At 67.8% G+C, this 13,955-nt stretch carries 6 protein-coding genes; all 6 read left to right on the forward strand.

The annotated features are described in order from the left end of the window. The coding region (locus OCH239_RS19770) for a VOC family protein (protein ID WP_211242035.1) at positions 1–416 on the forward strand (416 nt) is incomplete at its 5' end. A gap of 391 nt (positions 417–807) precedes the next feature. After that, the gene (locus OCH239_RS19775) at positions 808–1,239 is read left to right on the forward strand and encodes an SRPBCC domain-containing protein (RefSeq protein ID WP_037266789.1); all 432 of its coding nucleotides are present in this window, start codon (positions 808–810) and stop codon (positions 1,237–1,239) included. 550 nt (positions 1,240–1,789) lie between these two features. After that, positions 1,790–10,195, forward strand: coding sequence for a cupredoxin domain-containing protein (locus tag OCH239_RS19780; protein WP_037266790.1), 8,406 nt, complete (start codon positions 1,790–1,792; stop codon positions 10,193–10,195). Next, positions 10,174–12,006 carry a PQQ-binding-like beta-propeller repeat protein gene (locus OCH239_RS19785; protein WP_037266793.1) on the forward strand — a complete coding sequence of 611 codons (1,833 nt, stop codon included), beginning with the start codon at positions 10,174–10,176 and terminating at the stop codon, positions 12,004–12,006. The genes OCH239_RS19780 and OCH239_RS19785 overlap by 22 nt, the downstream gene beginning before the upstream one ends. Further along, the gene (locus OCH239_RS19790) at positions 12,003–12,590 is read left to right on the forward strand and encodes an SCO family protein (protein WP_084782711.1); all 588 of its coding nucleotides are present in this window, start codon (positions 12,003–12,005) and stop codon (positions 12,588–12,590) included. The genes OCH239_RS19785 and OCH239_RS19790 overlap by 4 nt, the downstream gene beginning before the upstream one ends. Further along, positions 12,574–13,860, forward strand: coding sequence for a c-type cytochrome (locus OCH239_RS19795; RefSeq protein WP_037266797.1), 1,287 nt, complete (start codon positions 12,574–12,576; stop codon positions 13,858–13,860). Before OCH239_RS19790 ends, OCH239_RS19795 begins: the two co-directional genes overlap by 17 nt. Positions 13,861–13,955: the final 95 nt, after the last annotated feature.

Consider the following 13,955-nt stretch of genomic DNA (forward strand, 5'->3'; position numbering starts at 1 on the left):
CCGACTTCTTCAGCAGCCTGCTAGGTGTTGTCGGCATCTATGTCCGGGATCAGGACGAAGCGCTGGAGTTCTACGTCGAAAAGCTTGGTTTCCAGGTCCATACGGACGCGAAGAACGGTGATTACCGCTGGCTGACGGTCACGCATCCGAAAAGTGCGGGAGTTCAATTGGGCCTGTTCCTGCCTCAGGAACCGACCCTCGATGCCGCGACGGCGCGCACGATGCGGGAAATGGTGGCCAAGGGTGCAATGCCGCCGCTCGTGATCATCGTTGAGGATTGTACGTCCGCATACGAGAAGTGGCGCAGTGACGGTGTCGAGTTCATCCAAGAACCTGTCGCGCGCTATGGCAGCGTCGATGCCAACTTCCGCGATCCTTCAGGGAATGCGTGGAAAGTCATCGAGGCCCGGTCATGATCTCGACGCCCCAGACGCGAACCGCCGCCCGCATTCCACTTGCTAGCCCAATCAGGACATTCCATCGGTGGGTCTCGATGCTCTTCGTTGCCACGGTCGCCGCGAATTTCATGGCAATGGCGTTCGGAACCCCGCTACCGTGGGTTACCTATTCGCCCCTTCCGCCACTGTTTTTGCTACTCGGGACCGGAATTTACATGCTTGTGAAGTGTTACTCGCCGAGCCGCGAGCGAAGCCAACCGTGAAGGAACACCAATGGTGACGTAATCGAAGATTGGCATAAAGCTGACCTCTGGATTTGCGGACTGAGAATATGCGCTGATCTCGGGCATCGGGGTCAGTTCTACCAACTTGATGTCCAGTTATTCGGTGTCGACACAGAGGAAGACACATGACCGGAACCGCCCCTATCATCATCGAGACCGTCGTCGGCGTCTCACCTGCCGATGCCTGGCGCTCTTTCACAGAGCCGCAGGCGATCACGCAGTGGAACCAAGCAAGCCCGGACTGGCATTGCCCCTCGGCAGAGGTCGATCTGCGCGAGGGCGGCGCGCATCGCGCCCGGATGGAGGCGCGCGACGGCTCCGTCGGTTTCGATTTTACCGGCGTCTACGAGGAAGTCGACGCACCCCACGCGCTGACGTTGCGCCTCGACGATGGCCGCAGCGCCCGTACGACCTTTGTCCCCGAGGGCCACGGCACCCGCGTCACCACGATGTTCGACCCCGAGGCGGCCAACCCGATCGAGATGCAGCGCGCTGGCTGGCAGGCGATCCTCGACAGCTACGCCGCGCATGTCGCGAGCACCACAGGCGCGGGCTGATCACGCCGCGCGAGAGTATCGAACCCGCCAACCCCATTTGGGGTCGTTTGCGGTAGGGTGTGAAATCCTACGCTAAGCTGACAGCGGTCGTTCGAGCAATGCGCGGCGAGCGGCGGTTCGGAGCCCTCTTTGACCGATGCTGCGGGGCGGATGAATGGCCGCTTAGTTGCACTACAGCGGTCGCCGTAAGCCCGTTTTTGCCTACGAAGCCTTGATGAGGAGCACGCCACTGTTTTGGGCAAGGGAAGGCGAGACCGCAACCAAGATCTGGGTACAATGAGTAGCAACCCAGTCGGAGGTCACCGCCGCCCGTAGCCAGAAGTGACGTCGATGCAATCTGTGATTGAGCTTTGGGACTCGCCTTCGATGTGTTAACGCTGGGTCAACTTAGAGATGCACAAGATTTTCGCGGGAGACTGGAATGCGGTTTTCAGTTTACTTTTCCGTAGCTTTGACATTTTCGGTTTTCTGCGCGAGGAGCGCACTCGCTGATGAGCCGATAAGCTGCGAGCCGCTCCACGACGAGGTCAACGAGCTCTCAGACGCGCGCATGTCGGTGTTCTCGCGCACAGTCTGCGCAGACGTGGTCGCGCTGGACCAGATGGTGGTCTACAATCGGTTCGGCAGCTTCAATCCGTTCGGTATGCTCTACGCATTGCGGCGTGACGTGGTCGGCACCGACGCCGATGTAGAGCTGCTGACCGCTGACGATTGCGACACGCAACGCGGGATCGAAAGCTACGGCGGCACCCTGTCGGCCGGCCGGGTCCGGCTTCGGGACTGCAAGCGCCCGCGTCCCATAACTCTGCGCGCGAATGTGGGCGACATCCTGCATATCCGTCTGGACAACCTTCTGCGGCCGCTGGCCGACGACGCGCATCCTGCGCCCGATCTCTCGCGCGACTTCTGCGGTGAGGACGACCCGGCACGCTACGGCGGCCTATTCGAGCAACTGCGCGACTGGGTGTCATGGGGCGACGCGTCTGAAGAACGCCACAAGGAAGTCACCTGCACCGAAGAGACCTCGGGCGAGGCGCAGGACGAAACCGAGATATACACCCCTGATTGGCCCCACAGCCGCGGCGTCAACCTCGCCATACAGGGCCTCACCGCCTTCGCGATCGAGGACGGCGAGATGATCGAGGCGCCCGACGCCTGTAAGGGGCTGGGCGCGATTCCGACGGGTACGGCAATCGACTGCTATTTCATGGTCGAACGCGAAGGTCCATTGTTCATGGCCTCGACCGGGGCGCCCGCGGGCGGGCAGGGCGACGGCGGATCGCTGGTCCACGGGCTCTTCGGTGCGGTTGTGGCCGAACGGCGCGAGTCGCGCTGGTATCGCAGCCAGCTCACGCGCACAGGGTTCGACCTGGTCTTTCCACCGACCGAGGCCGAGGATGCGATCGAGGTCTGCAACAGCGCCGCGGCTCTACCGCCGGTCGCGGCGCAGGCGGTGGCCCACGCCCGCGACAACGGCGCGGTCGCACCGACGCCACTCGGGGCGCTCGACCGATACGCCACCAAATGCATCGACCCGGTCTCCGGGCGCAACCTGCCGGTGCTCGACATGCTGGTCGAGCTGGACAACGGTGCGCACGAGCTGATCCATGCCGATCTCAACGCCGTGATCCACCACCCCGAGGATCCCGAGGGCAACTTCCGTGAATTCTCGGTCTTCTTCCACGACGAGTTGAAGACCGTGAACACGCGCAATTTCGAGGAGCTCGGCGATTTCGCCGGCGGGCAACTCGCTGGCGTGCGCAACGGCTTTGCGATCAATTACGGGGCCTCGGGGATGGGCGACTTGGTTCTCGCAAACCGCAAGGGGATCGGCCCCGCGGCCAATTGCAAGGAATGCTTCTACGAGGAGTTCTTCCTCACATCCTGGGCCAACGGCGACCCGGCCCTGCTGGAGCAGTTCAGCGACGATCCGTCCAACGTGCATCACTCCTACCTCAACGACCGCGTGGTCTTCCGCAACTTCCACGCCGGCCCGAAGGAGACCCACGTCTTCCACCTTCACGCCCACCAATGGTTCGCGGGCAACGACAGCGGGCGCGGATCGTATCTCGACAGCCAGACCGTCGCGCCCCAGCAGGGCTTCACCTACGACATCTATGGCGGCGGGCTCGAGGTCTATCACCAGGGCGCGGACGGCGCGCCGGGATGGTTCGAGACGCTGGGCTCGGGCAACCGCAACCGCACGGTGGGGGACTCGATCTTCCATTGCCATCTCTATCCGCATTTCGCCCAAGGCATGTGGGAACTCTGGCGTGTCCACGACGTGCTGGAGGACGGCACCCGAAAGCTGCCCGACGGGCAATGGGAGCCCACGCTCTCGATCGCCGAGATGAACGCCGAGACCCGCGCGAAGAAGCGCCCCGGCTCGGTCGACACAGAAACGGGGCGGCTTATCACTCCCGGCGAGGGGCTCGACGGGCGCAACCTGGGTACGCCGATTCCCGCCATCGTGCCGGTGCCCGGACGGCCCTGGCCGGTGCTGCCGACTTATGCCGAAGGGGCCGCCGAGCTTCAGACCGACGGCAGCGTGAGCGGCACCGCAGACGCCGCCGTGCCCGACCCCGAGACGCCAGACGCGCTGGCGAGCTTTCCGGGCTATCCGTTCTATATTGCCGGCCGGCCGGGGCACCGCCCGCCGCAGGCGCCGATGGACATCGCGCGCGCGGTCGACGACGACGATGCGGTCACGGAGGCCTATCTCGACGGCGGCCTGCCGCGCCACGTGATGACCGACGCGAGCGAGCGCAAGCTGCCATTCGATCTGCCGGCGGAGGCCGCCGACCGTCTGGCCGAGGATCCCGCGCCCGCCACCCTCGCCGATGCGCAGGGAGACCCCGACCTGGCCGAGCGCGAGGCGCTGCAATCGCAGGTCATCGCCGCGGCGCTCGGCCTTGGCGACATGACGCTGAAGCTCGACGCGGTGACGCTCGACCTGCTGCCCTATGACGGGACGGCGCTGGAACGCTCGGCCATGGCCTTCCACCACGACGGCGCCGCGGACGGGGTGACGCTCGACATCCGCCGCGCGGATGGCACGCCGAGCGCCTTCGATCCCGCCGAGGGCGGCTATACCGGGCTCGCGGGCGGTGTTTTCGCGGTCAACGCCGCGGCGCCGAAGCCCGGCGCGCCCTTCGCCGATCCCTGCGGCGCTCCGCACGCCATCGGCACGCTGCGGCGCGTCGCGCCCCCGGATGCGCCCGACGACGACGCGGCCCCGGCCGCGGAGGAAACCTATGTCTGGAGCGACGGTGGCACCGACCGCGAGGTCTTCGTCGACGCCGCGCTCTCGACGCCGGCGCGCGATGCGCAGGTGACGAACTGGGTCTATTACCGGCGCGCTGCGAGCGGTGGCAAGCCGCAGCTTTTCATCGCCGATGCAAATGGCGACGCCACGCCGCTGCCGGTGGCGGGCGAGGTCATCGAGGACGACCCGTTCTTGAAGGGGCTCGGCACGATCCCGGGCTTCGGTCCGATCGCCTTCACGCCCGATCCGGCCGTGGTCGGCTACCGGCGCTACGCGGCCTCCGCGGTGCAGGTGGACATGGTGACTAACCGCGCCGGCTGGCACGACCCTCAGGCGCGGATCAACGTGCTGACCGAGGTCACCGACGACGAGGGCAACACCGTTGCAAATTCCGACGGCTACAAGGATGGCGGCGGGCGCATCTCGCCGAAGTTGACGGCCAGCGAGGAGCCGTTCTTCTTCCGCGCTCTCTCGGGCGAATGCATCGAGTTCCGCCACACCAACGAGCTTCCGAAGGAGCTAGAGCTCGACGACTTCCAGGTGAAGACACCGACCGACACAATCGGCCAGCACATCCACCTTGTGAAATTCGACGTGACCTCTTCGGACGGGTCCGGCAACGGCTTCAACTACGAGGACGGCACTTTCGCACCCGACGAGATCGCGGCACGGATTTGCGCGGCGAAGAACGTCCCCGCCATGGAGGCGCTGATCGATGCCGGCCGCCCCGACGGCACGCTCGCGATCCGCGAGGCGGAGGGGCTCTGCGCGAACACCGACGGGACGTGGCATGTCGCGGAGGAATTCGACCACAAGATCTGGACGAAGAAGCTTTCCCAGTTCCGACACCTCTTCCAGACCACCACCCAGCGCTGGTTTGCCGACCCGATCCTGTCGAATCTCCGCCTCGACGACCCCGGGGCGGGCCAAGCCGACCGGACGCTGCGGACCGTCTTCAGCCACGACCATTTCGGCCCGTCCTCGATCCAGCAGCACGGCTTCTACACGGCGCTCGTCATCGAGCCGCAGAATGCGCTGATCTGCGACGAGGAGGAAGTGGCCTGCACGGACGCGCGCGAGACTCGCGAAATGGTCACCGCCGACGCGCCCGACGTGGGCGCGCGCAAAGTAATCGTCGACCTGCTGCCGATCGAGGCCGATCTGCCCGATCCGGACAACGCCGCGGCGCATCGCGAATTCGCGGTGTCGATTGCGGACTTCGCCACTCTCTACGATCCGCGCGGCTCGGCTAGCGCTGCGGAGCTGGAGGCCACGCTCGTCTCCGACGAGGACAAGAAGGGCATCGCGACCCTCGCCTGCGAAGCGCTCTACGCCGACGATCCTGCGACGATGGCCGATTTCTGCGGCAGCGATCTGCACGAGGATACGAGCAGCGGATCTTCGATCTGGTCCGCGCCGACCGACGACGTGCCGCCGGCCTGGCTGGCCGAGGGGCGCCCCGGCGACGTGCCCGCGCACCGCGCGCCTCTGGTCGCCGGGCTCTTCTCCGACATCGAGGTGCCCCAGAAGGGCGCCCCGCCGCTCGCCCCGGCCGATCACCTGATGAACCACCTGCGCGACTACCGCGCCAAGGCGGCCGGCTTCGACCCCGAGGCGTCGGAGCTGCGCTTCGCCCGGCCCGTGGCGCCGCCCGACCGGCCCGAAAGCATCTCCGTCGACCATCACGACCCCTACCTAGTGAACTACCGCGGCCAGCCCTTCCCGATCCGCGTCGGCACCAGTTCCTCGGCCTCCTCCGACTGCGATCTGCAGGCGCTCGACCACTGGGTCGGGGCGCTCGAGACCGGCGTGACGGAAGACTGCGAGATCAGCCGCCAGAAGGCCGGCGCGGCGGGCGATATGGCCAACGTCCTCGTCTCCGCCGAGCACGGCGACCCGGTGGTTCCAATTCTCAACACCTTCGACGGCGAGACGCTGCAGTTCCGCCTGATCCAGGGGGCGCAGGAGGTGCAGCACAACTTCGCCGTCGAGGGCTATACTTGGCCGCGCAATTTCGACCAGCGATTCCCCTCGATGATGCGCCCACGCGACACGGCCGATCCGGCCGAGACGCTCGACCGCATCTGCTTCGAGGCCATCGGGACCCTGTCCGGTCTGCAGATCGCCCGGGCCGGGCGGCCCGAGGAGTACAACCGCTGGTCCTCCGAGGGCCTCGATGCCTTCACCGCCGGCTCCGAGGCGCACGATTTCTGGAGCGACAAGGAGCTCCAGATCGCGACCTGTTTCAACGTCGACGGCCGCATCGCCTCGCAGGAAATCGGCATTTCCGAGCATTTCGAGTTCAAGTCCGCCTTCCTCTACGACAGCAACATCACGAATTTTGCGATGTTTGCGAAGGGGCTGCTCAGAAACCGCGAAGGCGTCGATGCGCGGGCCGCGCGTCGGGCCCTCGAGGAGCGGCTGGGCCGTCTGCAGGAGGAGCGTGCGACCATCCTGGCGCCCCGCGACACGCCCTATCACTTCGGCTCGCAGGATGCGCTCTGGAACGGCGCCTGGGGGCTCGTGCGGGTTCGTCAGGCAGCCAATCGGATCGCTCGCATCGACGAGCTGATCGACGAGGCCGAGGCGTTGATCGGGCGCATCCCGCGCGACGGCGGCCAGCTCGATGGCGAGACGCTGCGACGCTATTCCGACCTCGTCGACCCGGCGATCACCGACCTGCTCGAATCGCCGGCGGCGGAGCCGAACGCGCCTGTGGATCTTCCCCCGGCCCTCGGTGACACCGATGACGACGAGGCGCGGGACCGCATCCAGCAGGCCGCGACTCTCGTGCCGCTCGGGGCCTATACCGACGCCGTCTCGGTGCAGCGCGAGAGCCTCGGCCTGCGCGAACGCCTCGGCGCAAGCCCGGCGCCGCAATCGGGCAGGGACGACGATGGTGAGGAGGAGACCTCGCTGGTCGCGCAATGCGACGTCACCGCGCCGCGTGTGCATGTGGCGATTGCCGCCGTGGAGAGCGAGCGGGTCTTCCCCGGCGGCCCCGTCGGCACCCCTTATTCCGACGAGTTGCGGGACTACGACGGATTGTTCCTGGCCCTCGTCGACCCGCGCAAGCTGATCGAGCCGGAGGCGTTCGAGAGCGTCACCGAGGGCGCTCTGGACAACCCCGCCAAATGGCAGGGAATCCCGCGGTCGCGCATACTCGACCTCGTCCGCGCCACCTATCAGCGGCCCGAGCCGCTGGTCGTCAACGTCAAGGCCGGCGATTGCGTGCGCGTCTCGCTTTTGAACGCGCTGTCGCATACCGCCAAGGACGGCACGCCGGAGCGGCAGGACATGGCCGACCGCCCGGGCGACGCGCGGATGCCGCCGATCACCTCGCTCGACGTGGAGCGGGACTGGAACGGCGACGAGACGCCGGGTCAGGAGCCCGTCGACGTCACCGAGATCGTGTCGAGCCGGGTGAAGGACGTGCGCCCCTCGGCGCGGCTTGCCCTCACCCTGCCACTGCCGATCCTGACCTGCCAGTCGGCCTATGGCCGGCCCTACGGGCAGAACCCGGTCGTCGCGCTCGACGGCGTCGCCGCGGAGGGCGACCCGGTGCTGAACATCCGCAACCAGTTCCTCTGCGGCGCGCCAGCCGAGAGGGATGTCGCGCAGATCGAGCAGTTCGAATTCTATGCCGGACTGGCCACCGGGCGCCGCCCGCCGGCCGCGGTCAGCCCGGCGATGCGGCTCAGCCTTCTGGCCCCTGCGCTGCTCCAGATCCCGGTCGCCTTCGACCCGACGCTGTCGCTCGACCGTGTGATCGGCGACATCGACCTGCGGCCTGCGGATCTGGACCTCCGCCTCGGGGAACGGCTCGAGACCATCGAGCCGCGGCGCGTCGATGCCGCGGCCGATGCAGCCATGGAGGCGGAGCGGCGGATCGCCCGCGCCGAGATCCTCGGCCCCGTCCTGCGGAGCTTCAAGGCCACCGGCGCCGCACCGACCGAGATCGGCACGCTCGCGCGCGAGCTGGAACGCGACCCGGGCGTCGACCCGGACGCGCTGGCCGAGGCGCTTGAACCGCTGCGTCCGGCGCTCGATGCCCTGGCAGAAAGCGAGGCCCGCGCCGCGGTCATCTATTCGGCGCTGGCGCCGCTTCTGATGGAGTACAAGCCTTACGCCTTCGGTGCGCTGCCGCTGAAATCCTTCGGCGACGTCATCGGCCAGCCGGCCCACGGCCTGATCGGCGCCGTGACGGTCGCGCCCGAGGACGCCCGGATTTCGGAGGAGCGGGTGCGCCGGGTCCGCTTCGACAACGCCGCCTGCGACCGGGTGCTGTTCGACCGCTCCGGCCTCATTGCCCGCCCGGTCATCCGCGAGCGTACGCTCGAGCTCTTGCTGGAGCGACCGCTCGCCCGAGTCGAGCCGCGCGATCTGTCGCCCTTCGGCGAGCGGTTCGGCGATCTGGTGCTGGGGCCGAAGGAGTGCCGCAGCTTCGTGCTGGTGCCGCGTGCCATCGACGACCCCGGCCGGCGGCCGGGGCCGATCTCGGCTGCGACGCTCAGCGTGACGGGGCCCGACGACGCCAAGCACACCATCCGGCAGGTGACTCTGTTCTGGCAGGACGGGCTCAACCACCGCGACGCACGCAGCCGCAATTCGTGGGAGCTGCGCCGGTCCGTCGGGCCGATCGATATCGGCAATCTCCGCGACCTTCTGGGCGACATTCCCGAACTGGCCGAACTGCCGGTGGTGACACCGATCGCGCCCGAGGGTCCGCTCCCCGACGCTATCGTGCTGCCGGAGCGCGAGATCGGCCAGGCGCTGGCGGACGCTGTCGCCGGCCATAGCGGGCTCGATGGAGTGATCGGCGCCATCGGCATCGAGTCCGCGATCGGCGGTCTGGAGAATGGCGAGACTGGGGGTGGCGCCGAGCCCGCGGAGACGCGCGACGAAACGGTCGTGGTGCAGCCGCTCGGCGATCTGCTCGGCCGTACGGATGGCACGGAGGCCCCGCAGGAGGGTCTTATCGTTGTCGATCTGGAGATTCTGCGCGAGCGGGTGCCCGACCTCTTCGAGCGGCCGGACCTCCAACCCCTTTTCCCGTGGTTCCCCGACATCTTCGTGAACCCCACCGACCGCGAGGACCCGACGCTGGAGAAGATCGTGGCCGATTGCCTCGTCTGCGACGACAGCTACGATTTCGGCGAGAATGGGATCAGCTTTCGGAGCGAGCCGTTCGACATCCGCCTGCGCGGCTGGCAGGGCAACGGCACAGATATCGAGCGACATTACGATTTCAACGCCTTCGAATTCGGCGCCGCCGGCGATCCGGACGATACCTCCGCCTCGTTCTTTCGGCTGGCGGATAACGAGGTGCCGAGCTGGCCCGAAGCCCCCGTTCCGGTGGTGCGCGCGGTGGCGGGCGAGGAGATGGTGATCCACGCCGTCCATCCCGGCGGCCGGGCGCGGCAGCGGGCGCTCGCCACGGTGGGCCAGGATTACGATGACCTTTTCCCAGGCTTCGGCTTCCCCCGCGCCGCGCTTCTCGGACCCGGCAAGGCCCTGACCGCTTCGTTCAGGAAACCGCTGGAGGCGGGTTGCTACCTGTTCTTCGACGGACCCACCCATCTGCGCTCCGGCGGTGTCTGGGGGCTCATCGACGTCATCGACGAGGAGACGCTCCGAGGCGTCCCGCTGGAGCAGTACGAGGGATCGTCTTGCCGGAGGCCGGAACGCTGATCCGCGCGGCCGCCCTCCTCGTCGCGGCCCTCGCCGCCGCGCCGCTCGCCGCACAGACGAGCCTGACCGCGGCGCTGGCGCTCGTCGATCCGATCAGTGCCCGGCCCGTGGTCCCCGAAGGCGGGCAGAAGGTGCGCCTGCGGCTGACCCTGACCGACCCCGCCACCGGCACGGCGCCGCGGGATCTCAACGTCCGGGCCTGGGCGCGGCCGCGCGCTGCTGACGATGCGTCCTGCGCGCGCGCGGCGCAGAACTTCCGCGCCACGCGGCGAATCCCGACCGGCTCGGTCGATCTGAACGGCATCCTGCTCGCCGCGCTGAACCGCGATGCCTCACTGAGCGTGATCGACCCGAAACTTAATCTCTATTCGTCCAACATGGTGGCGGCCCATGCCCTCGGCCGCGCCCCCGAGGCGATGGCGATCGACCGCCGCGCGATGCGCGCGCTCTACGCCGACGGCGCGGGGCGGATCGTGGCAGCCGATCTCGTCGGCCCAGAGCGCGAAACTGTCTCGGAGGGCCTTTATGCCGTCACCGGTCTCGCGGTGGCGCGGGGCGGGCGGATCTGGGTCGGCACCGCCGCGGGCGCACTGATCGCGCTCTCTCCCGGCGGCGCGCAGCTGTCGCGGAACGAGATGACGGGGCCCGTGCGCCTCACCCGGCCCGAAGACCCCGAGAACAACCTGCTGCTCGCCCATACCGATAGCGGTGCCGTCCGGATGCTCGACGCCGATACCGGCTACGAGGTGATGACGGCGCGCCTCGACGCTCCGGTCGCCGCGCTCGCGCCAGTGGGCGGGGATGGAATCATCGCCGTCACCCGCGGCGCGGACATGGCCGCGATCCACTACGCCGACGCACCCGCTCGCGCCATCGCGGTGCCGCTCGGCGTGCCTTTCGAGCGTGTCACCACCGGGCCGGGCGGGCGTATCGCAGTGCTCTGGACGCCTGGCGACGCGCTCGTGGCGCTCGTCGATCTGGCGCTCGGGCGGGTGGTACAGCAGGTCTCGCTCGACGCGGCCACGGTCTCGGCGGTGACCTTCACCGACAACGCGGCCTATCTGCTCAGCCTCGACGGCGGCTTCGTCGGCGCGATCGACCTCGCGACGGTCGCGCTCGGCCGTCCTGCGGTGTTGCGGCAGGTCAATCTCGGTTCGTCGACCACACCGCCCGAGCTGGCCGAACGCCTGCTCGTGCCGCTTTTGCCCTCCCCGCAGATCCTCGCAGTCTCGCCGGAGGCAGGCACCGGCTGGATCATCGGCGAGGTCGCGTCCTCGGTCGAGATGCCGCCGATGGACTCGGTACGCCTGCGCGGTGGCATGCCGGCGGCCGTCCACGCGGTCGACCGCTCCTTCGAAGAGGTCAGCCCCGGCGTGTTCGAGACCGCCTGGGCCTTCGCCCCCGGGCCCTGGGAGCTGGTGGTGACCACCGATCTGGGTGATCTGTCTACCTGCCTGCCGTTCTCCATCCAGGGCGAGATCGAGCGGCGCCGGCTCGTCCCCGTGCGGCTCGTCCCCGATCCCGAGCCGTCCCCTCGCGTGGACGAGCCGCAGGATGTGGCGCTTACGCTCGTCGATGCGGCCGGCGAAGCGGTGGAACTCGACCGCCTGACCCTCATGGTGCCGAGCATGCTCAGCGGTTGGTCCACCCGCGTCGTCGCCCGCCGCGGCGCCGACGGGCGGCTGCGCGTCCGGCTCGACCTGCCCCATGCCGGCCCTTACGCCCTGCAGCCGCTGGACCTTCCGGCACCGCTTGCGCTCGTCTCCGCAGCCATCGTCACGGCAACGGAACAGGAGGTAACATCCCCATGAGAACACGCATGTTCCTAGCGGTCTGCGCTAGCCTGTCCCTCGCCGCGGGTCTCGGCGTCTGGGTCGCAACGGGACAGGCGCATGACCTCGGAGCGACCACCGGCGAGTTCGAGCTGGAGCGGCTCGCGCTGCCTGACGTCACCCTCATCGACCAGAATGCAACGCCGCACCGCCTGAAGGGACCGCTGACCGACGGGCAGACTCTCGTCATCAATTTCAGCTACACGACCTGCGACACGATCTGCCCGCTGGGCAACGTCGTGATGGCCGATCTCGACGGCATCCTGCCACCGGACGCGCCCGTCAAGCTGCTCTCGATCACCATCGACCCGACGAACGACACGCCCGATCTGATGCGCAGGGCGGCCGAGACCTTCGGGGCGAGCGAGCGGTGGTCATGGCTGACCGGGGTACCGCCCGAGGTCGATCGGGTCCTAGAGGCGTTCGACGCCGACTATGTCGACGTTGTACTGCACGATCCGATGTTCCTCGTCGGCAAGGCCTCCGAAGGCCGGTTCTATCGCTCGGTCACCATGCCGGACGCTGAACAGCTGAAACGGCTTGTCGATGCGATGGATCGGTGACGGCGCATCGCTGCGCCTGACGGCGCTCCTCCTCTTCATGGCCCCGGCGAGCGCCGCATTGTCCGGGGATGCCGAGAAGGGCCGCGCGATCTTTCTCGGCCAAGCCGGCGCGGTGCGATCCGACGCGGCGCAGGACAGGCTGTCGCGGCTGCCTTGCATGTCCTGCCACGGGCGTGACGGCCTGGGCGGCCGGGAAGGCCGCGTCCCGCCCATCGATGGGCCCAATCTCGCGCGGGCCACCGCGGACCGACCCTCCTACGATGCGCGCCGCTTCGCGGCGGCCGTGACCGAGGGTCATGCGGCCGGCGGCCGGACGCTCAGCCGTCTGATGCCGCGCTACGACCTGCACGCGTCGGAAGCCGAAGACCTGTTCGCCTGGCTGCGGCTTCTGCCGCAAGCGCAGCGGCGCGGCGTCACTGCGGATCGCATCGCAATCGGCCTGGCCAACATGTCGCACCTGCACGACCCTTCCGGCGCGCGATATCGCGAGATCCTGGAGCGGTCCATGCGTGACCGGTTAGGGGGGCCGCAGGTTCATGGACGGCGGATCGAACTGATCACAGTGGAAGCGGGGGTTTCGGCCGAGGATCTGGACATCCTCGCTTGCCTCGCTCTACCTCGGACGGCGATGACGCCCTTTCTGGACGCAGGGATTCCGGTGCTGTTCCCGCTGGGACAACTTACGGGCGACGAGGATCCGACGCTGGTGCGAGATTTCCTGCCATCCGCAAGGGACGCACGCCGAAGCCTTGCCAAAAGGATCGCAGTCTCGACCGACGGGCCGGTCGCCGTAGTGCCGGCGGGACCGGAGGCGGATGCGCTGGCGTTGGCGCTGAACCTCGCCGGCGCGGATCTCGATGACGCGCCTGGCCCGAACACGCGCGAACTCGTCATCCTAGATGCCGAGGCCGTGCCAGAGGCCCTTGCCGCGGCGCCCGAAGCGCGGCTCTGGATCGGTGGGTCGGCTCTGACCCGACTTCGCGGCGTACCCAACGAGAGATCGGCGGTCGCGGTCATCGAGATGTCAACGCTGCTCGACATGCGAGGCGACGGCGAGACGTCGCTTATCCAGGCCCATGCGCGGCTCGCCGGAGCGATACTGGCGGATGTGCTGGTGGAGGCGGGCCGGGATTTGACGCACGCAAAACTGGTCAGGGCCTTCGGGTCCACATGGCTAGGAGAGCTGAAGCTCGACTTTTCCGCAATTCCGCTTACTGGCACAGATCGCCTGCAATTCGTGGAACTTCCCGAACGTCGTCGCCATAACTGATGGCTCTGAGGAACGAAGGCGCGGAATGACACTCCACATGTTGCAGTTTTCCATTGTCGGACGCCGTGCCCTTTAAAGCCTTTCGGCTGAAACTT

Origin of the sequence: Roseivivax halodurans JCM 10272, from assembly GCF_000521785.1 — a bacterium.
Lineage (GTDB): Bacteria > Pseudomonadota > Alphaproteobacteria > Rhodobacterales > Rhodobacteraceae > Roseivivax > Roseivivax halodurans.